Origin of the sequence: Paenibacillus sp. WLX1005 (genome assembly GCF_046603685.1) — a bacterium.
Classification (GTDB): Bacteria; Bacillota; Bacilli; order Paenibacillales; family Paenibacillaceae; genus Saccharibacillus.
Genome location: NZ_CP176756.1, coordinates 4,870,767 through 4,892,346, shown reverse-complemented (window position 1 = coordinate 4,892,346; position 21,580 = coordinate 4,870,767). Strand labels below are relative to the sequence as shown.

The following is a 21,580-nucleotide window of genomic DNA, read 5'->3' as shown; positions in this document are numbered from 1 at the left end:
CTTACCGCTCAAAGGGCGCATACGTCTCCAACGTCGACACTTCCCGTGCATGCTCAAACGGTATATACGCATCATGCGTCCGGTTTATCGGATGTTCCAAACGATCCATCCCAGCTTGCGCCATATCCATCTGATTCAGCAATTCACGTATAGACCGCTGGATCACAGACGGCGTCGCAAGCGAAAATTTGACATTGCATTGCCGGGCTTGCTCGTCCCCGACAATCAGAATCATACCCGGAGCATATTGAGATTTGCTTTTATATGACGTTCCACCGCTCAGTACAGCCAGTTGATGAATACGCGAATAAGGAATGGATGTATATACAAAAAGCTTACCAGGTTGCTGAGTCCCGATAATACACTCCTGTTCAGTAAGCGCCATAAATGCTGCATCATGCTGACGAAACACATGCAAATCGTCGATACCTGTAACTACCGTATCAGTAATCATAGCGGAGACTTTCAAATTCCCAAAAATCGCAGTAACATTTTCCTCCTCATTCAAAATTCTGCGCTGCTTCAGAACGTGAATCAGTTGCTGATCCATGTGCTGTCGACGTCTGCGTGCCCATGTCATAAAGCGTTGATACAATAAAACAATCATAGCGATAGCACCTGTCATCCCAATAATCGTAAGATCGCTCCACGGACTGAAGATCACGATAATGAAAATGGCTGCCCATAATAGCACAATGATCCATTCCCGCATCATCATTTGCCAGTCTGTCATTCGATAATACATAAAGCCTTTACCGTGATGATAATGCCGTGCCCGTACAGTTCCGCTATAGCTGTTCCATAGCGACACCATAATCAAGAGCGTAAAACACAATGCAATCCAACTACCACTTCGCTCTAAAGCAACGTTCCAAAGGATGTAACTGACGAACGCCATGAAAAGAATGGCGACCCAATGGAATACATATATTTTAGCGCGTCCGAATGCTGCTTTTCTGTACATTTTTCTATACCCTCCATATATCTATGTATACTTACTATTGCTGCACTACCGATTAGTATTGAATCTCTATCCTTGCTCTAATACGTTCTACTACAAATCTGATTATTGCTATCCAACAATAATGACCAATAACCAATTCCCATGGCAAATATGCCATTTTTCGGTAGGTGCTGCAATGATCTATATCGGTTGCTTGGCTGCTTTTATAAAGTCGGTCTGCATATGTATACTCAAAAAGCCGAAGCTCCTTTCCCTACGAGCAATCGGCTTTTTGAATAACAACATCCATACTATAACGCACTACATATACTCTCTATATTCAGCGTACTACATATTACTCTCTGTACTCGCAATATCATCAACAATCCTATGATCATCACAATGGACGAACAGGTTGCTCAAGCTTGCTACATGATGCTAGCTCACTCCACATCGCAACGAATCGTTCACTAACACTATACTCAATAGTTGATCGTCTTCATGCTGCTTTCGTTATATCGCTCACCGACAGCGGCGCCTTTAGGAGCAGCGGCATCGATGCGCTGCAATTCCTCTGGCGTCAGCGAAATATCCACTGCGCCGACATTTTCTAACAGATACTTCGTCTTCTTCGTACCCGGAATCGGCGCGATGTCGTTGCCCTGCGCTAGCAGCCATGCCAACGCCAGCTGCGAAGGCGGACAGTTTTTCTCAGTAGCGATTTCTTTGATACGCTCCACCAGATCGAGATTTTTCTGGAAATTATCGCCTTGGAAGCGCGGTGACGAACGGCGATAGTCATCCTCGGCGAGATCGTTGAACGATTGAATCTGCCCAGTCAGGAATCCGCGTCCCAGCGGGCTGTACGGTACAAAACCAATACCTAGCTCCCGGCAAAGTGGCAGAATTTCATCTTCTACATCGCGGCTCCAAAGGGAATATTCCGTTTGCAGCGCCGAGATCGGGAAGACGGCATGGGCGCGCCGAATGGTTTCCGGTGCAGCTTCAGACAGACCGAGATAACGAACCTTGCCTTCACGCACTAGCTCCGCCATAGCGCCAACCGTTTCTTCAATTGGCACATTCGGATCGACGCGATGCTGGTAATACAGATCGATCACATCAACGCCGAGTCGCTTCAGACTTTTCTCGCAGGCTTGCCGCACATATTCTGGTGTGCCTTTGATCCCTTGATACGAACCATCTTCTCCGCGCACATTACCAAATTTGGTAGCAAGTACAACCTCATCGCGGTGCTGACGAATGAAAGGACCGATAAACTCCTCATTATGCCCACTGCCATACATATCTGCCGTATCGTAAAAGGTAATGCCCTTGTCAAACGCCATATCCAGCGTGCGTAGTGATTCCTGCTCATCCCGTCCTGCATAAAATTCCGACATGCCCATACAACCCAATCCAAGTCTGGACACGCTCAGACCTTGTTGACCCAGTGTAATCTTTTCCATGAGAAGACCTCCTGATTTTGAATGTGCAATGCAATGATTACCGTCATTTTCGGCATCCTTAGTATAGATAAACTTACATAGGAGAAGCAAACCTAGTTCACCCGCCAAAAATGAAGTGAAAACAGCAGATTTTAGGATAGGAAAGCGGTATATTCTATGCTATAATTAAGAGTCGTAACCTTATGTTTTGTCCGCATATGTCTAGGTTCACGCTGTTTGGCATCATGCTGTCTGGAACTGAGGTTTTGTTTTTATCTTTACAAAGTTTGTTTTGTAGATATGAACTTGTCTCAAAAGCAAACTTTTTTGCACATAATTGTCCAGTTATCGTAACAAAATAAGCTGCCCGATCGTCTTCGTAACAGGGACACCGCCCGGATTACACCGGCATATTCGATGCAGCGAACAACTGTTAGACGAATGAATACTAAAGAGGTGGTTTCCTGTGTTAGACCGTTTACAGGCATTGGCAGACCGTTATGACAAATTAAGCGAGCTGCTCTGCGATCCAGACGTAGCGAGCGATTCCAAGCGTCTGCGCGATTACTCCAAAGAACAGTCGGATTTGCAGCCGACATATGAAGCATATATCGAATACCGTAAAGTGACCGAAGAACTGGATGCAGCCAAGCAGCTTCAGGGCGAGAAACTCGACGACGAGATGCGCGAGATGGTCAAAATGGAAATTGATGAATTGTCTTCACGCAAAGATGAACTGGAAGACCAGATTCATATTTTGCTCATGCCCAAAGACCCGAATGACGACAAAAACGTCATCGTGGAAATTCGCGGCGCGGCAGGCGGCGACGAAGCGGCATTGTTCGCAGCCGATCTGTACCGCATGTACACCCGTTTCGCTGATACGCAGGGCTGGAAAGTGGAAGTGCTGGATACGAACGTCAGCGATCTTGGTGGATTCAAAGAGGTTACATTCCTGATCAATGGACGCGGCGCGTACAGCAAGCTGAAATTTGAGAGCGGTGCTCACCGTGTACAACGGATTCCGACAACCGAGTCCGGTGGACGTATTCACACATCGACGTCAACGGTCGCAGTTATGCCGGAAGCGGAAGAGCTGGATATCGAGATTCATGATCGCGATATTCGTGTCGATACGTTCTGTTCCAGTGGTGCGGGCGGTCAGTCCGTCAATACGACCAAATCGGCAGTACGTGTAACCCACATGCCGACTGGAATTATGGCGACTTGTCAGGATGGCAAATCCCAGAACTCCAATAAGGAAAAAGCCCTTCAAGTACTGCGCGCACGTATCTCGGATATGTTGCGTCAGGAAGAAGAAGCAAAATACGCTGGCGAGCGGAAAAGCAAAGTCGGAACCGGTGATCGCAGTGAGCGTATTCGGACGTATAATTTCCCGCAAAGCCGTGTTACTGACCACCGGATCGGTTTGACGCTGCACAAGCTGGATCAGGTCATGAACGGTGAGATCGAAGATATCGTATCTGCATTGACCGTAGCAGAGCAGGCAGACCTGATGGCAAAAGAGGCTTGATGTGTTAGAACAACAGCCTCTGTTCAGAATGAAGGTACAACAAAGTATAAGGGAAGCCTATGTTGAGGCTTCTTCTTTTTTAAAGCAGCATGATGTGATGGAGCCGGAGTCTAACGCCCGCCTGCTGCTGGAATGGGTGCTGGGCTTGTCCGGTGCGGCGTATTATATGGCGCTACCAGAGCCGTTTCCTCAGGACAAATGTGAGATCTGGGAGCAGGTCATTCAGCGCAAAGCGGCTGGTGAACCGGCGCAGTATATTATTGGGGAGCAGGAATTTTACGGTGAAGTGTTTATCGTGACCCCATCTGTGCTGATTCCACGTCCTGAAACGGAACTGCTCGTCGAATCGGTAACTAAGCTGGCAGCTGATTTGGTCTTTTCACAAGGAGAACAAGAGCTGCCTGATAACAACGATGCTGATCTTGCACATTCAGCTGGTGATTATATCCATTCTGAAGATACAGATGCAATAATTCAGCAGGGCATAACGGATATGCAAAGTCAGAATTGGCAAAGTGATACTACGTCCAATCATGCTCACCGTCCAGTCTGCGTAGATATCGGCACTGGCAGTGGTGCAATTGCACTGACACTGGCACGAATGATGCCAGATTGGGATATCTGGGCAAGCGATATTTCGCTGGATGCTTTGCAGGTAGCGCGGCAGAATAGTGAGCGGCAGCAGACGCCGATTCATTGGGAGCAGGGCAATCTGTTAGAGCCATTTGCTGGACGCCGCGTAGATATTGTCGTGTCCAATCCGCCGTATATTCCCGACGATGATATTGCCGGATTGCAGCCGGAGGTACGTTTGCATGAACCATTAAGTGCATTAGCAGGCGGACCGGACGGGCTTGGACCGTACCGGATCATGATGGAACAGCTGTCGTTATTAAGCGGATTGCCAGCGATGGTGGCATTTGAGCTTGGGCAGGGGCAAGCACAGGATGTAGCGGATATGGTGCGCACTGCCGGATATGATCAGATTCATATTATCAAGGATCTTGCGGGCATCGAACGGCATGTGATCGGGATGCTGTAACAGACAGCGCGGGACCGGAACGAAAAGGAGACAATCATGATCGCAAAGCTGAAGCGGATCGACTGGCCACTTTTTGCCATTTTGCTTGTGCTGATGGGTACAAGTCTGATCGTGATCTACAGTGCCACCCATTCCAGTGCCAAGTTTGGTGATTCCACCAGCAAGATGGCGATGTATTATGCGCTGGGATTTATCGTTTTCTTCGTGATGGCATTGGTGGATTACCGTTTCTGGCTCAAATATTCGCTTTACATTTACATCGGTGGTCTGGCATTGTTGCTGCTCGTTATGATCGTCGGGCAAACGCTGAACAATGCGCAGGGCTGGCTGAATTTTGGCGGTGTGAGTTTGCAGCCGGCAGAATTGTTCAAAATGGTGCTGATCATGTTCCTGTCCGTCATGCTGGCGAACAAGAACAAGCTAAAACTCGGCTTCTGGCGCGATATTATTCCATTGCTGGGTATTACATTTGTGCCGTTTGCACTCGTAATGGTGCAAAATGACCTTGGGAACGCACTCAGTTATCTGATTATCACGATGGCATTACTCTGGATCGGCAATATGAAATATACGCAGGCGGCACTCGTAACCGCACTTGCGATTTTGCTCATTGTAGTCGGGATTCGCAGTTATGTAGCGTATCACGATAATATTGAGAAATATCTGGTCGATATTAATCGCGAGCACTGGATGGAACGGATCGATCCATGGCTGATGCCGGATGAAGCAACGGCGAAGGCAGTGTATCATACGCGCAATGCCAAGCTGGCAATCGCTTCTGGCGGTCTGAGCGGTGAAGGATATATGAAAGGCAGCTCGGTGCAGGCAGATCGCGTACCGCTGACATACTCGGATTCGATCTTCGTCGTCGTAGCGGAGGAGTTCGGATTTATCGGGGCAGCGGTGTTATTGCTGCTGTATTTCACACTCATTCACCGGCTGGTACTCGTATCATTAGAATGTCGCGAGCGTGCCGGACCGTATCTGATTATCGGGATTGTAGCGATGCTGCTATATCAGATTTTTGAAAATATCGGCATGTTTATCGGGCTGATGCCATTGACCGGGATTACGCTGCCGTTTATTAGTTTTGGTGGTACATCGCTGCTGATGAATATGGCGTGTATGGGTTTGGTTATGAGCATTCGCATCCACAATCAGGTCGATACAGACGAGTTGCCACTAGCAGTGGCAGATCGGTATGTAGGCAGCAAAGCAACCTGATCAGATTATCGTATGCATTGAATACGACGATAACGATTGCGTTGGATGCGAAGATACCGATACGATAGGACGAAAGTATACCTGTTGGAGCAAGTAGAGTGATCGTTGCTTTGATACGTCTCAATTGCAAGTTAGCACGTCTTAATCGCACATTGTACCCAAGGAGAACCGCGCTAACATAGACGGTACTCCTTTTATTTTGAAGAATGAATGAGTTAAGTAAATATAGATCGATAGCAGGAACAAGGAGATAGGAGGTTTGCCAATCATGAGTCACGAAGCAGAATCGGTATCGCAATCCAATCAGCAGGCGAGTGGGAAGACACAACCGCAAGTTTGCACAATCTGGCAGCTTACCCAGCATACGTCGCAACCGGAACAGCTGGCAGAAGCGGGAGCTGTACTGGCGCAGGGCGGTATTGTCGCATTTCCAACGGAAACGGTATACGGTCTTGGCGCCGATGCGGGCAATACATCAGCGGTAGAAGCGGTATTCGCTGCCAAAGGAAGACCAGCAGATAACCCGTTGATCGTCCACATTTCGCAGAATCATCAGTTGGATGAACTGGTACAGCGTGTTCTGCCCTTGGAGCGTCAATTGATGGATGCGTTCTGGCCGGGTCCACTAACGCTGGTGATGCCGGTAGTGGAGGATGTGCTGTCTCCACGCGTGACGGCAGGGCTTCGCACTGTTGGCATACGGATGCCGGATCATCCGGTGGCGCTAGCATTGATTACTGCTTCCGGCAAACCGCTAGCTGCGCCAAGCGCTAACCGTTCCGGTCGCCCTAGCCCGACAACTGCTGCTCATGTGGCGGATGATCTGGCAGACAGAATCGATGGTATTGTCGATGGTGGGGATGCAGGTGTTGGCGTGGAGTCTACCGTGATTCAAGTGAAGGAGAACGGCACCGTGCTTATTTTGCGACCGGGCGGGATTACGCGTGAACAATTACTGACCATTGCTACAGATGTACAGCTTGATCCCGGATTGGCAGGTGTCTCGGCAGAGATCGCACCGCTCGCGCCAGGCATGAAGTATACGCACTATGCTCCGCGTGGCAATATGAGTATTGTCATCGGTCATAGTCCGGCACATGTCGGTGCATGGATGCAGCAGCAATTGCTGGCTGCCCAGCAACGTGGTGAACAGGTCGGTGTGTTGACGTTTGATGAAGATACGACGGATTACGGCTCGGCATTGCGATTATCACTTGGCAGTGCTGAACAACCGGAACAGGCAGCAAGTCGATTGTACGGCAGCTTGCGTACATTTGACGATCACAACATTACGTATATTCTGGCACAGGGCTGTTCAGAATCCGGGGTTGGCTTGGCAGTGATGAACCGCTTATCCAAGGCTGCAGGTGGACAGATCATTACGATAGACTAAGATTGATCTATACAGTGACATACTCGTACGTAGCGTATGTTGTATAGTGTCCCGGCAGTCAGAGTCTGCTATAATGAATGACACGGAAGATTGCCCTACTTGGGCATATATCCGAATATATGAAGGAACGGGAGGTATGAGCATGCATCATATTTTGTTTGTATGTACCGGCAATACCTGCCGCAGCCCGATGGCGGAAGGCTTTATGCGGAAACTGGCAAAGGAGCGCGGCATACCTGTCGAAGTCCGCTCTGCTGGTGTTGCTGCCGTGGATGGCATGTCCGTATCTCGCCATGCGGAAGCAGTGCTGCATGATCACCAGATTTATGATCAGCTTACTTCATCCTCATTGACACCAACGACTATACACTGGGCGGATCTGGTTTTGACATTAACGGGTAGCCATAAGCAGCAAGTGCTGCGCCGTTTTCCCCAGACTGCTGGCAAAATATATACACTCAAGGAATATGTAGAAAACGACGCTACCGTCATCGCCGATCTGGAAGAACTCGACAGTCTGCACGCTGGTATTGAAATCAGCCGCGCACTGGGCGGTACGATTGATTCCGCTGATTATGAACGGTTGATCGAGATTCAACAGCGTATTCCCGGCTTTGATATTGTTGATCCTTATGGCGGTACGCGCGATGATTACGAATATGCCGCCGCGGATATTCGCGCTGCACTGGACAAGCTGCTGGATAAGCTGGAAGCGTATCGTCCGCGATAATTGTATTGTTCAAAGAATTTCATCGATTTTTTTGAACAAATCCGGTTGATTTTCCAAAAAACATGCCTTATGATGGAAGCACAAAGACAGATCCGATGTAACTGGCGACAAGAGTGGAACCTAACCACAATGGAGCATCGGAACATACGGCCGGTCGCCTGGGCAAAGAGCAGATACACAGTCATAACCTGTGTGTCCTGCTCTTTTTTTGGTCTTTTGGGCATGTTTTCGTGAAGCGGCGATGCGGTTTTACAAAGTAATGTCGCCGCTGCATCCTCTGCGCGCTATAATGATACTACATGGCAGGTGAACAGCCTGCACGGCTGCAAACCGGCGATCCTATAGCTGCACAAGGAGGCAAAGATCATGAAGGATGACGAGAAGATCGCTGCTATTCGGCGCGATGCGGCATTGATTACCCGTGAGGTAGCGGAAGCTGCCAGTCTTGGACCAGATCGTATTCTGGTCATTGGCGCAAGTACAAGCGAGATTGCCGGACAGCATATCGGCACATCCGGTACACTGGATATTGCGGAAGCGCTGGTGGAAGGCATTCGTGACGTACAACGCGAATTTGGCTTTCAGCTTGCTTTTCAATGCTGTGAGCACTTGAATCGTGCACTAGTCGTAGAACGCTCCAGTCTGGATCGATACAACTGGACAGAGGTCGCTGCCGTACCGATTCCCAAGGCGGGCGGTTCGATGGCAGCTTATGTGTACCAAACCGCCCAAGATCCATGTTTGGCGGAAAGCATCGAAGCTCATGCGGGCATCGATATTGGAGAAACGTTAATCGGAATGCATTTGAAACGTGTTGCTGTGCCTTACCGCACGCATCTGCGTCAGCTTGGCGAAGCTAGAGTGAATGCCGCACGCACTCGCCCCAAACTGATTGGCGGCGAACGCGCGGTGTACACCCCATTGCCTTCGGCTGATGGTGGAACGTGCGATTGATAGGACATGCCTGAGCGCATGTGCAATGTCACTTAACGAATAATGAACATGATCAGGGGGAAAATGAACAATGATGGAGCAACTGAGAAACAATGATCCGGCAGTACTGGAAGCAATGGGACTGGAACTGAAACGCCAACGCGATAATATCGAGCTGATTGCGTCTGAGAATATCGTCAGCGAAGCGGTTATGGAAGCGATGGGTTCCGTACTGACTAACAAATATGCTGAAGGCTATCCGGGCAAACGTTACTATGGTGGCTGTGAACATGTCGACATCGTAGAAGACATCGCACGCGACCGTGCCAAAGAACTGTTCGGTGCTGAGCATGTCAACGTACAGCCGCACTCCGGTGCACAGGCGAATATGGCAGTATACCTGGCAGCACTGAAACCGGGCGATACAGTACTCGGTATGAACCTAGCGCATGGTGGTCACCTGACCCACGGTAGCCCTGTAAATGCATCCGGTCTGCTATACAATTTCGTTGCTTACGGCGTACGTGAAGACAACTTCCTGATCGATTATGATGAAGTGCGCAAAGCGGCGTTCAAGCATCGTCCTCGTCTGATCGTAGCTGGTGCAAGTGCATATCCACGTACCATCGACTTTGAAGCACTGGCTTCTATTGCCAACGATGTAGGTGCATTGTTCATGGTTGATATGGCACATATCGCTGGTCTGGTGGCAGCGGGCGAACACCCAAGCCCTGTTCCGCATGCTCATTTCGTAACCACAACAACGCACAAAACATTGCGCGGACCGCGTGGTGGTCTGATCATCTGTCGCAAGCCATGGGCAGCTGCGATCGACAAAGCTGTATTCCCAGGTACACAAGGTGGACCACTGATGCACGTTATCGCATCCAAAGCGGTTGCACTGGGGGAAGCATTGCAACCTTCGTTCAAAACGTACGCACAAAACGTAGTGAAAAATGCCAAAGTACTGGCTGAGACACTGGTGGAAGAAGGTCTGACGATCGTTTCCGGTGGTACTGATAACCATCTGATGTTGGTAGATACACGCAGCGTGCATATCACAGGTAAAGAAGCCGAGCATGTGCTGGATTCCGTTGGCATCACAACAAACAAAAATGCCATTCCATTCGATCCAACTAGCCCGTTCATCACGAGCGGCATCCGTCTTGGTACGCCAGCAGCGACATCACGCGGTATGGACGAAGCAGCGATGAAGAAAATCGGTCAGATCATCGCCGCTACACTGAAAGCACCAAAAGACGAAGCCGTACTGGCACAAGCAAGCAAAGACGTAGCAGAATTGACATCGCAATTCCCCCTGTATCAACAAGTGAAGTATTAATTCTACGCGCGCTGAATTTGTGCAATTCAGTCTGTCATTCCGACTATTTTGAGAATGAATAGACCGCGTGGTTCATACGTTTCGTTTACAATATGTAATATGCAATTGGCGGAATAATCAGTCGCTGCATACGATCATAAAAGCCAGCAGATGCGTAATTATCTGCTGGCTTTTTTCTTGTTAATTTTTACAATAAATTTTTTGAGAAAAATTAAAATAATTTGCCCCATTCAAGCCATTTCCTATTATAATAGTAAGTACTGGGTGATTTCAGGATAAATACGCTATCATTTGGAAATTGTAAGCGTTATACTGTCATATTCGAGAATTGCATGAATTCGTCGGAGTTGCTGGTGAAATTGACCTCGTGTAATGATATAATAGACAAGATTTACGGGGGGAAGTGTGTTCCCCGGTCCTCAACCTTGTGCCATGTGTTTTGAATACATACGCATCGATAGGACTTACCATTGTTATTATTGAACATATACCGGAGGGACAAACCATGGCAAAACTGGTGATATGCGATCACCCTTTGATCCAACACAAACTTACATTTATTCGTGATGTAAACACCAATACGAAGGAATTCCGCGAACTTGTAGACGAAGTTGCTACCTTGATGGCATTCGAGATTACACGCGATATTCCATTGGAGTCGATTCCGGTTGAAACGCCGGTCGTGAAAACAGAAGGAAAAGTAATCTCTGGACGTATGCTCGGTCTGGTGCCGATTCTGCGCGCCGGTTTGGGTATGGTGGACGGCGTATTGAAACTGCTGCCCGCAGCCAAAGTAGGACATGTAGGACTGTTCCGTGATCCAGACACGCTGCAACCGGTGGAGTATTATGTGAAGCTGCCAACCGATGTGCAAGAGCGTGAACTGATCGTGATCGATCCGATGCTAGCAACCGGCGGTTCCGCTATTGCTGCTATCGATGTGCTCAAGAAACGTGGCTGCACCCAGATCAAAATGATGAACCTGATTGCTGCACCGGAAGGTGTCAAAGCAGTACAGGATGCGCATCCTGATGTAGATATTTATGTAGCTGCACTGGATGAGCGTCTGGACGATCATGGTTATATCGTACCGGGTCTTGGCGATGCAGGCGACCGTCTCTACGGAACTAAGTAAAGCGAGGTATAAACCAAAGTTATGAAAAAGATTAAAGTAATGACGATTTTTGGCGTACGTCCCGAAGCGATCAAGATGGCTCCGCTCATTCTTGAACTGCAAAAGCACCCAGAGCATATCGAATCGGTTGTTTGTGTAACTGCACAGCACCGTCAGATGCTGGATCAGGTGTTGGAAGTGTTCAACATTACCCCGGATTACGATCTGGACGTGATGAAAGATCGCCAGACGCTGAATGAGATTTCGATTCGCGTGCTACAGGGACTGGAGCCGGTATTGCGTGATGCCAATCCCGATATCGTACTCGTGCATGGTGATACGCTGACGACGTTCTTGGCGAGTTATTCCGCCTTTATGCAACAGATCGATGTGGGTCATGTGGAAGCAGGGCTGCGCACCTGGAACAAAATGTCCCCGTACCCGGAAGAGATGAACCGTCAACTGACCGGCGTACTGGCAGATCTGCATTTTTCACCGACAGCATGGTCGGCAGGCAATTTGCATAAAGAAAATAAATCCCCGTCAAGCGTGTATATCACAGGCAACACGGTAACAGATGTGTTTCAATATACAGTACAGCCTGATTACAGCCACCCGGTATTGCAGTGGGCAGAAGGCAAGCGCCTGATTCTGATGACGGCACACCGCCGCGAATCGCAGGGCGAACCACACCGCAATATTTTCCGTGCTGTGAAACGCATCGCTGACGAGTTCGAAGATGTAGCGATTGTGTATCCGGTGCATCCAAGTCCGGCAGTCAAAGAACCGGCTTATGAGATTTTGGGCAACCATCCACGCATCAAGCTGATTGATCCGCTGGATGTAGTTGATCTGCATAATTTCTATCCGCATACCCATCTGATTCTGACGGATTCCGGCGGATTGCAGGAAGAAGCACCTTCGTTTGGTGTACCGGTTCTCGTTCTGCGGGATACGACTGAGCGTCCGGAAGGCATTGATGCGGGTACGCTGGAATTGGTTGGTACGGATGAGACTCAAATTTATGAACGTGCTCATGCACTGCTGACCGATCAACAGCTGTACGCATCCATGAGTGAAGCGGCGAATCCTTACGGTGATGGGCAGGCTTCCAAACGAATTGTCAATGCGATTTTGCATCATTACGGTGTTTTGGAAGAACGTCCCGAAGAATTTCACACAACGTTCAAAAAAGGACCTACAGCCGTCTTGTGAAAAAGACGATTGCAGTATACAGTGATACTGTAGGGTACGTGTGATCAATCGCACAGTATCAAGTGGTGTTTCGTGAAGACTTTGCGTTAAAGTGCTAAAGCGAAATGGTTTGACAAAGACTTGAACGATTCAGTACAATGAACTGGGATTCCGAGGGTGGAGTGTGTTATGACAGAACAACAACAGCGCAAACCGGACGGTTCGTCACCTTGGAAGGCGGTTGGACTGGTGAGTGCGATCGGTATCGATCTGACTGTGTGCACACTCGCCGGATTCTGGTTTGGCTCCTGGCTGGACCGAATGTGGAATGGTTCAGGAATCGGTATTGCCATCGGCGTGCTTGCAGGTCTGTTTGCAGGCATTGTAGGTATCATTGTCATCATTAAGAAAATAGTGGGGGAACCGAATGAATGAAATACCAGCGTACATTTATTGGCTGACCCGGACCACCTTTGCTTTTCTCGCGCTTTGTTTTCTTGCTGTCGCATTGCTTCCGGAATACCGTCCCATTGCCTTCGGGCTGATTGTGGGCTCGGCGGTCAGCTTCGTGAATACGAAGTATTTGGCTCGTAAGGTGCAAAAAATGACCGATGAGGCAGCTAGCGGCACAGGAAAGAGATTCAAAGGATTGGGATTTGCACAGCGGGCGGCTTTTTCGATTGGTGCCGTTATTCTTGCAGTCGAGTTTCCGAAGGTGTTTGAGATTCACGCCCTTGCTGGAAGTCTTGTATTTGCACCGTTTGCACTTGTCATTATAGGCTTTATCCTTTCTCGTCGCGAAAGTAAGTCAGAGTCCGACAACGAAAGGGGTGAGAAAAATGCATGAAGCACCGATAGTTCAGATTGGAAATTTAAAGTTTGACCTTGCCCTGATCTTAACCGTAATTGTAAGTGGTATCATTGTATTCGCACTGGCGAAACTGGCCACCCGCAATCTGTCTGTAGAGAATCCAGGCAAACTGCAAAACTTTATGGAATGGGTAGTCGAATTCGTACAGGGTTTGATTTCGAGTACAATGGACTACAAAAAGGGAGCACCGTTCTTGTCGCTTGGTCTGACACTGATTATGTTCATCTTTGTCAGTAATCTGCTCGGTCTACCGCTTGTTATTCCGTTCAAGTATACAGACCCTGCAGCAGCTAATTTCTTCGGTTTGCCGCTCACAACGGTTCTCGATGGTCTGAATTCAGGCAAAGAGTATGTTGAGGTAGGCTGGTGGAAATCACCAACTGCTGATGCTGCATCCGCAATGGGATTGGCACTGATCGTATTCGTTCTGGTTCACTTCCTAGGTATTGTGAAGAATCCGAAGCACTATTTCGGCCATTATTTCAAACCGTTCTTCTTCTTCTTCCCAATTAACCTGATTGAGCAGTTCTCCAAATTATTGACACACGGTATGCGTCTATTCGGTAATATTTTTGCCGGCGAAGTACTGATTTCCGTGTTGCTTAAAATGTCCACACTGTGGTTTGGAGCAGGGGCGATTGCCTCCGTGCTCGGATTGATTGTCTGGCAGGGATTCAGTCTCTTTGTCGGCACCATCCAGGCTTTTGTCTTCACCATTCTGGCTATGGTATACATATCACAGTCGCTGGAGACGGACGAAGATCATTAACTCATTATCGACGCACAGTTGCCGATTTTGAAGAGCGTGATCTGATAGTTTTTTGTAACTGGTTTTACAGTTCGGAAGTTGGATATCCCTTCGTACCGGGCTCAACATAAATAATAATTTACACACTCTAAGGAGGATTTTTTCAATGGGAGCATTAGCATTTCTGGCGGCAGCTATCGCCGTAGGTTTGGGCGCACTGGGCGCAGGTATTGGTAACGGTCTGATCGTAAGTAAAACGGTAGAAGGTATCGCTCGTCAACCGGAAGCGAAATCCACACTGCAAACAGTAATGTTTATCGGTGTAGGTCTGGTAGAGGCACTGCCAATCATCGGTGTCGTACTGGCATTCATTTTCTACGCTGCTGCATAAACAAAGAACAAATCAACTGGCGGGGAAGGCCACAGCCATCCGCGCCTTCTTTTTAGCGTAAGTGTACGTGAAGTCATAGGATTCGGATGATATTTTCATTTCTCTTCATTAAATGAATGTATTTCGATTTGGAAGTTTCGGGGAAGGAGTGAACTGATTTGCATTTTGAATGGACTAACCTTGTGATTGTAATCGTTGCGTTTCTGATCCTGTACTGGCTTTTGAACCGTTATGCCTTTGGTCCGCTGTTTTCGGTGATGGAAAAACGCCGCGAACTGATCAAGCAGCAAATGGACGAAGCAGCTCAGACGCGCAATCAGGCAACTCAATATGTAGAAGAACAAAAAGTGGCTTTGCAGCAGGCACGTAAAGATGCTCAGGATATTCTTGAGCAAGCTCGTCAAACGAGCAACAGCCAAGCTGAACAGCTGATCAATCAAGCAAAAGAAGAATCGGTGCGTCTCAAAAACGAGGCTGCTCGCGATATCGAGAACGAGAAAAACAAAGCCGTGGCTGCACTGCGCAGCGAAATCGGTGCTGTATCCGTACAAATCGCTTCCAAAGTGCTGCAAAAAGAAGTTGATCCAAAAGCGCAGGAACAACTGGTGGATGATTACCTGAAAGACGTAGGGATCAGACAATGAGCCGCGATACTGTAGTATCGTCCCGTTACGCCAAAGCCCTTTTTGAAGCGGCGTCCGATAGTGGACGTGTGGAAGAAACCGGTCAGGAACTGAAAGCCGTTGTCGACGCGCTGGCAGCGGATCATGAATTCCGCAATTTTATCGCTACGCCGAATATATCGCTGGCTGATAAGGAAAAGGTGCTGGATAACGTATTTTCGGGCAAAGTTTCCGATGCCCTGCTGCGTACGATGGTGCTTTTGATTGAGCGCGGCAGATATGAGGTATTTCCCGAACTGCTGAGCAGCTACAACAATATTGTCAGCGATACGCTGAATGTTGCAGATGCGACTGTGTACACACCGTTTCCATTAACCGAGCAAGAGCAGGCGGAAGTGTCCGCTACGTTCGGTCAATTATCAGGCAAGCGTCTTCGTATACAAAATGTAATTGATGAGTCGCTCATTGGCGGACTCAAAGTAGTCATCGGCGACAAGCTGTATGACGGCAGCGTTTCAGGTAAACTGGAACGTTTGGAAAAGTCTTTTCGGAAACAAGCATAAGAGACAGGAGGGACTGACTTGAGTATCAGACCTGAAGAAATCAGTACATTGATTAAAAGTCAAATAGAGCAGTACAAAAGCGATATTGAAGTCGTTGAAGTCGGCACCGTTATCCAAGTAAGCGATGGTATCGCTCGTGTATACGGCTTGCAAAACGCAATGTCCGGCGAACTGCTTGAGTTTTCCAATGGCGTTATGGGTATGGCACTGAACCTGGAAGCTAATAATGTCGGTGTCGTTATCCTTGGTGAATATACAGATATCCGCGAAGGCGATCAGGTAAAACGTACTGGCCGCATCATGGAAGTTCCTGTTGGCGAAGCTTTGCTGGGCCGTGTTGTCGATCCACTGGGTCAACCTGTAGATGGCAAAGGACCGATTGCAGCAACAGAATTCCGTCCGGTTGAAGGTTCTGCACCAGGCGTTATCGACCGCAAATCGGTTCATGAGCCTATGCAAACTGGTATCAAAGCGATTGACGCGATGGTGCCAATCGGTCGTGGTCAGCGTGAGTTGATCATCGGTGACCGTCAAACGGGTAAAACGGCGATTGCGATCGACGCGATCATCAACCAAAAAGGCCAAGGCGTAAAATGTATTTATGTCGCTATCGGTCAAAAGCAATCCACAGTAGCACAAGTAGTGGAAACGCTGCGTCGTCATGGCGCATTGGATTACACTATTATCGTAACTGCATCCGCATCTGATCCATCCCCACTGTTGTACATAGCTCCTTACGCGGGCTGCGCAATGGGCGAGTACTTTATGTACAAAGGCGAACATGCGCTGATCATCTATGATGACCTGTCCAAACAGGCAGCTGCTTATCGCGAACTGTCCTTGCTGCTCCGTCGTCCACCGGGTCGCGAAGCCTTCCCTGGTGATGTATTCTATCTGCATTCCCGTTTGCTGGAACGTGCAGCGAAACTGAGTGACGCACGAGGCGGCGGTTCCCTGACGGCACTGCCATTTATCGAGACACAAGCGTCCGACGTATCGGCGTACATTCCGACGAACGTAATCTCCATTACCGACGGTCAGATCTTCCTGGAGTCCGAGCTGTTCTATGCAGGTCAACGCCCAGCGATCAACGTAGGTATCTCCGTATCTCGTGTCGGTGGTTCCGCACAGATCAAAGCGATGAAAAAGGTTGCTGGTACACTGCGTCTGGATCTGGCGCAATACCGCGAGCTGCAAGCATTTGCTCAGTTCGGTTCCGACCTTGATAAATCGACATTGTCCCGTCTGAACCGTGGTGCACGTATGATGGAAATTCTGAAACAAGGCATCAACCAACCGCTGCTCGTTGAACAGCAGGTTGTCAGCTTGTATACGGCAGTCAAAGGTCATCTGGATGATATTCCAGTAGCTGATGTACGTCGTTTTGAATCGGAATTCCTGTCGTTCATGACAACGAGTCATGATGCTGTTCTGCAATCGATCCGCGATACCAAAGATCTGACTTCCGATAACGAAGCCGCTCTGGTAGAAGCAATCCAATCTTTCAAAAAAGGTTTTGCAACTAGCTAAAACCGGCTCTGAACGAACCGCTACCCGTACATAGCGGGTAGTATCCTATAAATGATGCGCGAAAAGGACACTTCCGGCTTCGTCTGGTAACTTTTCCGCAATAGCACATCTTCAGGTCAGATGGTTATATTCCATATACAGGTGTATAGACCGACTGACCTGCGGCATGTTTGCAGCAGTCGATGTCTCTAGGAAGAGCACGATTGTGCTGTCAGCCAACGTCTGGATATGACAGTGATCGTATGACTTTGAACGCGATTCAAAGGTTAAGGTGGTGAAACCATATGGCTAAAGGTATGCGCGAAGTAAAAAGGCAGATCAAAAGTGTTCAAAACACGAGACAGATTACCAAAGCGATGGAGATGGTCGCAGCATCTAAGCTTCGTAAAGCGCAGGAGAAGGCTCAAGCTGCACGTCCTTACTCCGATAAGCTACGCGAAGTCGTTGCGAGTATCGCTTCTGGTACGAAAGGCGTTAAGCACCCGATGCTGGACAAACGTCCGGTTAAACGTGTTGCCTACTTAATCGTTACTTCCGACCGTGGTCTGGCTGGCGGTTACAATGCCAACATTCTGCGTCAGGTTAGCGCAGATATTAAGAAGCGTCACTCTTCTACAGATGAGTACGAACTGTTTGTTATCGGACGTAAAGGGCGCGATTATTTCCGTCGTCGTAGTATGCCGATCACCGATTCGGTAGCCGAATTGACGGACTTCCCGTCTTATGCGGATATCAAATCGCTTGCTCAGGCAGCGATTCAAGGGTACGAAGAAGGTCGTTACGACGAACTGTACTTATGTTATAACCAGTTTATTAACGCGTTAACACAAACACCGACGTCTGTACGTCTGCTTCCAATGGATGCTCTGGAAGTGGAATCTAGTGCAGTAACGGCTAGCTACGAATACGAACCTTCAGCCGAGGAAGTACTGGCTGTCCTGCTACCCAAATATGCGCAGACTCTGATCTTCAATGCATTGCTGGAAGGTAAAGCAAGTGAGCAGGGTGCACGTATGACAGCAATGGGCAGTGCAACCAAAAATGCTTCCCAGCTGATTGGCGATCTCAAACTGGTATATAACCGTGCACGTCAAGCGGCTATTACCCAGGAAATTACTGAGATTGTAGCTGGCGCAAACGCACAAAACTAAGAAGCGCAGACCACAATTGCGGTTATGCCGTAAATAGGGTTCGCTTTTCAGTCTATTTTCGAATTCGTAATTTATCTTCAAAGCGGATGCTGGTGGATTCATTTCCATTCAGCACCGCTTCCAATATGGTTTGATACAGCAAGTCAGTAGGAGGGAAAAGGATAATGAATACAGGACGCGTTGTAAGTATTCAGGGTCCGGTTGTCGACGTTGAGTTTGGACGCGGTCAACTGCCGGAAATCCTGAACGCACTTAAGGTCGATACGACACTGGAAAACGGTAGAAAGATCGACCTGACGCTTGAAGTATCCAACCACCAAGGTGATAACCTGGTGCGTTGTATTGCAATGTCTTCCACAGATGGCCTTGTGCGCGGTTTGGAAGTACAGGATCTGGGTGCACCGATCTCTGTTCCAGTTGGTGAAGTAACACTGGGTCGCGTATTTAACGTACTCGGTCAGCCTATCGACGAAGCGGGTGATGTTGTTTCCGAGATCAATAACCCGATTCACCGTGAAGCACCGAAATTTGATGAACTGTCGACACAAGCAGAAATGCTGGAAACAGGGATCAAAGTTATCGACTTGCTCGCACCTTATGCCAAAGGCGGTAAAATCGGTCTGTTTGGCGGTGCCGGCGTAGGTAAAACGGTAACCATTCAAGAACTAATCAACAACATCGCACAAGAGCACGGCGGTATCTCCGTATTCTCCGGTGTTGGTGAGCGTACTCGTGAAGGTAATGACCTGTACCACGAGATGAGAGAGTCTGGTGTTATCAACAAAACAGCGATGGTATTCGGACAGATGAACGAGCCTCCGGGCGCACGTCTGCGCGTTGCTTTGACCGGTTTGACCATGGCGGAATATTTCCGCGATCAAGAAGGCAAAGACGTACTGCTGTTTATCGATAATATCTTCCGCTTTACTCAAGCGGGTTCTGAAGTATCCGCCTTGCTCGGTCGTATGCCGTCTGCGGTAGGTTACCAGCCAACCCTCGCTACAGAGATGGGTCAGCTGCAAGAGCGTATCACTTCTACTAAAAAAGGTTCGGTTACGTCCATTCAGGCGATCTACGTGCCTGCGGATGACTATACGGATCCAGCTCCGGCAACAACGTTTGCCCACTTGGATGCAACAACCAACTTGGAGCGTAAAATCTCCGAGATGGGTATTTTCCCGGCGGTTGATCCGCTGGCTTCCAGCTCTCGTATCCTGACTCCAGAAGTTGTTGGCGAAGAGCACTATAATGTGGCTCAAGGCGTACAACGCATTCTGGCTCGTTATCAGGAGCTACAGGATATTATCGCAATCCTCGGTATGGACGAGCTGAGCGAGGAAGATAAGCTGACTGTTTCGCGTGCGCGTAAAATTCAGCGTTTCCTGTCCCAGCCTTTCCACGTAGCCGAGCAGTTTACCGGTATCAAAGGTCGTTATGTACAGGTTAAAGAAACTGTACGTAGCTTCAAAGAGATTCTGGACGGTAAACACGATGAGCTTCCGGAAGCGGCATTCCTCTTTGTAGGCACAATCGAGGAAGCAGTGGAGAAAGCGAAAACACTGTAAGAGCATGCCTACAAAACGTGAGGAGGGATGAAAGTGAGCACGTTTTTATTGGAAATCGTCACACCTGAGCGCCTGGTCTTTTCCGAACAGGTGGATCGTTTGATCGCCACAGGTGTCGAAGGCGAATTGGGCATTCTCGCCGGCCATATTCCAACGGTAACTCCACTCAAAGTGGCGCCGTTGACATTCCAGGCTGGCGGCAAAAGAAGTACCTTTGCGATTCAGGGCGGCTTTCTGGAAGTGCGTCCCGACAAAGTGGTCGTACTCGCAGAAAGTGCGGAACGAGCAAACGATATCGACGTAGAACGCGCACGCGCTGCCAAAGAGCGTGCCGAACGCCGACTGGGCAACCGCTCTAGTCAGGATCATGTTGATTTCCGTCGCGCCGAGCTTGCATTGCAACGCGCCATGAACCGTATCAAAGTATCTTCTTCAGGTGAAAACCGATAATAGAAACAAGCCGGCCCGTCATCATAACGGTCCGGCTGTTTTTGTGTGGTTGGGTGTTTAGACCCATCTGTATTTCCGAGATATTCGCTGAAAAAAGCTGATTTGAATGCATGAAACACGCGAAAACCTTGTTTTTTTTTCAGGAAATGCACGAATATGCCATGTATACGGTGAAATTTGTAAATTTGGGACTAGATTCTTTGCTAAAGGGCAAGTATTATAGAATAGTCCGTATAAAAGACTGATTGCCAAGTAATTTAAGTAAGGAGGCTGTGAGCTGGAATGAGCACAGTAGATGCGGGAGCCGCTGTCGGCACAAACGGTTTGCTATCCATTATCATCTCGCTGCTTTGCATTGGTCTTTCATGGTGGGCGTTGCAAAATTTTAAGTTTGATCTGCTGGTTCGTCATCCCAAGAATGCTGCTGGTAAAATGCTTCATTTATTACTAGCGATTGTGCTTGGGCATTTCGTATCCGCGTTTTTGCTCGACTATCTCCAGTGGACACAGGCACTGCGATTTATGTTTTGAATGTGGGGATTACGGTTATAAGTGTGTTAGGCTTATTTCAATTGTTAAGCCGCCGTACTATTTCTATTCACGTAACCGCACATTTGACTTCATGTTTGAAACTGGACAACCGCTGGAACATCAACCATTACATTCAATTTTAAATCCAAATTACATGCAATAGGCATCGTAAACCGAAAGCGAATAACGTAGTATACAGGCTGGCATCTTCATTGATCAGACAGCATGACCTCCAGGGCCATCGCCATGTTCATCCTACT

At 48.4% G+C, this 21,580-nt stretch carries 22 protein-coding genes and 1 riboswitch; of the genes, 20 read left to right on the top strand and 2 right to left on the bottom strand.

What is annotated here, in order from left to right:
- Window position 1: 1 nt before the first annotated feature.
- Window positions 2–964, bottom strand: coding sequence for a hypothetical protein (locus ACE3MZ_RS20900; RefSeq protein ID WP_411344013.1), 963 nt, complete (start codon window positions 962–964; stop codon window positions 2–4).
- Between the two features lie 461 nt (window positions 965–1,425).
- A complete protein-coding gene (locus tag ACE3MZ_RS20895) occupies window positions 1,426–2,412 on the bottom strand; it encodes an aldo/keto reductase (RefSeq protein WP_411344012.1) in 987 nt (328 codons plus the stop codon).
- A 445-nt stretch (window positions 2,413–2,857) separates the two neighbouring features.
- On the opposite strand from ACE3MZ_RS20895, the gene prfA reads away from it, so the two are divergent.
- The 20 genes from prfA (at window position 2,858) to ACE3MZ_RS20795 (ending at window position 21,320) form a co-directional block, all read left to right on the top strand.
- On the top strand, window positions 2,858–3,925 hold the full coding sequence (prfA, locus tag ACE3MZ_RS20890; RefSeq protein WP_411344011.1) for a peptide chain release factor 1: 1,068 nt from the start codon (window positions 2,858–2,860) through the stop codon (window positions 3,923–3,925).
- A gap of 28 nt (window positions 3,926–3,953) precedes the next feature.
- Window positions 3,954–4,967, top strand: coding sequence for a N5-glutamine methyltransferase family protein (locus tag ACE3MZ_RS20885; RefSeq protein ID WP_411346872.1), 1,014 nt, complete (start codon window positions 3,954–3,956; stop codon window positions 4,965–4,967).
- 36 nt (window positions 4,968–5,003) lie between these two features.
- On the top strand, window positions 5,004–6,191 hold the full coding sequence (locus tag ACE3MZ_RS20880; RefSeq protein ID WP_411344010.1) for an FtsW/RodA/SpoVE family cell cycle protein: 1,188 nt from the start codon (window positions 5,004–5,006) through the stop codon (window positions 6,189–6,191).
- A gap of 268 nt (window positions 6,192–6,459) precedes the next feature.
- Window positions 6,460–7,584, top strand: a complete 1,125-nt coding sequence (locus ACE3MZ_RS20875; protein WP_411344009.1) for an L-threonylcarbamoyladenylate synthase — start codon at window positions 6,460–6,462, stop codon at window positions 7,582–7,584.
- 142 nt (window positions 7,585–7,726) lie between these two features.
- On the top strand, window positions 7,727–8,314 hold the full coding sequence (locus ACE3MZ_RS20870; protein WP_411344008.1) for a low molecular weight protein arginine phosphatase: 588 nt from the start codon (window positions 7,727–7,729) through the stop codon (window positions 8,312–8,314).
- 87 nt (window positions 8,315–8,401) lie between these two features.
- A riboswitch (ZMP/ZTP riboswitch) is annotated at window positions 8,402–8,485 on the top strand.
- 195 nt (window positions 8,486–8,680) lie between these two features.
- Window positions 8,681–9,268, top strand: coding sequence for a TIGR01440 family protein (locus tag ACE3MZ_RS20865; protein WP_411344007.1), 588 nt, complete (start codon window positions 8,681–8,683; stop codon window positions 9,266–9,268).
- Between the two features lie 70 nt (window positions 9,269–9,338).
- A complete protein-coding gene (gene glyA / locus ACE3MZ_RS20860; RefSeq protein WP_411344006.1) occupies window positions 9,339–10,589 on the top strand; it encodes a serine hydroxymethyltransferase in 1,251 nt (416 codons plus the stop codon).
- A gap of 505 nt (window positions 10,590–11,094) precedes the next feature.
- Window positions 11,095–11,724 carry a uracil phosphoribosyltransferase gene (upp, locus tag ACE3MZ_RS20855; RefSeq protein WP_411344005.1) on the top strand — a complete coding sequence of 210 codons (630 nt, stop codon included), beginning with the start codon at window positions 11,095–11,097 and terminating at the stop codon, window positions 11,722–11,724.
- A gap of 21 nt (window positions 11,725–11,745) precedes the next feature.
- Window positions 11,746–12,918 carry a non-hydrolyzing UDP-N-acetylglucosamine 2-epimerase gene (gene wecB, locus ACE3MZ_RS20850; RefSeq protein WP_411344004.1) on the top strand — a complete coding sequence of 391 codons (1,173 nt, stop codon included), beginning with the start codon at window positions 11,746–11,748 and terminating at the stop codon, window positions 12,916–12,918.
- Between the two features lie 168 nt (window positions 12,919–13,086).
- Entirely contained in the window at window positions 13,087–13,332 is a 246-nt protein-coding gene (locus ACE3MZ_RS20845; RefSeq protein WP_411344003.1) for an AtpZ/AtpI family protein, read from the top strand.
- Window positions 13,325–13,744, top strand: a complete 420-nt coding sequence (locus ACE3MZ_RS20840) for an ATP synthase subunit I (protein WP_411344002.1) — start codon at window positions 13,325–13,327, stop codon at window positions 13,742–13,744. Before ACE3MZ_RS20845 ends, ACE3MZ_RS20840 begins: the two co-directional genes overlap by 8 nt.
- Window positions 13,737–14,537: a F0F1 ATP synthase subunit A gene (atpB, locus tag ACE3MZ_RS20835; RefSeq protein WP_411344001.1), complete on the top strand. Its 801-nt coding sequence runs from the start codon at window positions 13,737–13,739 to the stop codon at window positions 14,535–14,537. Before ACE3MZ_RS20840 ends, atpB begins: the two co-directional genes overlap by 8 nt.
- A gap of 145 nt (window positions 14,538–14,682) precedes the next feature.
- Entirely contained in the window at window positions 14,683–14,907 is a 225-nt protein-coding gene (gene atpE, locus ACE3MZ_RS20830) for a F0F1 ATP synthase subunit C (protein ID WP_188774165.1), read from the top strand.
- Between the two features lie 158 nt (window positions 14,908–15,065).
- A complete protein-coding gene (gene atpF, locus ACE3MZ_RS20825) occupies window positions 15,066–15,551 on the top strand; it encodes a F0F1 ATP synthase subunit B (RefSeq protein ID WP_411344000.1) in 486 nt (161 codons plus the stop codon).
- Window positions 15,548–16,093 (top strand): F0F1 ATP synthase subunit delta, encoded by a 546-nt coding sequence (locus ACE3MZ_RS20820; RefSeq protein ID WP_411343999.1) that lies wholly within the window; start codon window positions 15,548–15,550, stop codon window positions 16,091–16,093. Before atpF ends, ACE3MZ_RS20820 begins: the two co-directional genes overlap by 4 nt.
- An 18-nt stretch (window positions 16,094–16,111) precedes the next feature.
- Window positions 16,112–17,623: a F0F1 ATP synthase subunit alpha gene (atpA, locus tag ACE3MZ_RS20815; RefSeq protein ID WP_411343998.1), complete on the top strand. Its 1,512-nt coding sequence runs from the start codon at window positions 16,112–16,114 to the stop codon at window positions 17,621–17,623.
- Between the two features lie 284 nt (window positions 17,624–17,907).
- Window positions 17,908–18,774, top strand: coding sequence for an ATP synthase F1 subunit gamma (gene atpG, locus ACE3MZ_RS20810; protein ID WP_411343997.1), 867 nt, complete (start codon window positions 17,908–17,910; stop codon window positions 18,772–18,774).
- 164 nt (window positions 18,775–18,938) lie between these two features.
- On the top strand, window positions 18,939–20,339 hold the full coding sequence (gene atpD, locus ACE3MZ_RS20805; protein WP_411343996.1) for a F0F1 ATP synthase subunit beta: 1,401 nt from the start codon (window positions 18,939–18,941) through the stop codon (window positions 20,337–20,339).
- A gap of 33 nt (window positions 20,340–20,372) precedes the next feature.
- Entirely contained in the window at window positions 20,373–20,789 is a 417-nt protein-coding gene (locus ACE3MZ_RS20800; RefSeq protein ID WP_411343995.1) for a F0F1 ATP synthase subunit epsilon, read from the top strand.
- A gap of 282 nt (window positions 20,790–21,071) precedes the next feature.
- On the top strand, window positions 21,072–21,320 hold the full coding sequence (locus ACE3MZ_RS20795) for a DUF1146 family protein (RefSeq protein WP_411343994.1): 249 nt from the start codon (window positions 21,072–21,074) through the stop codon (window positions 21,318–21,320).
- Window positions 21,321–21,580: the final 260 nt, after the last annotated feature.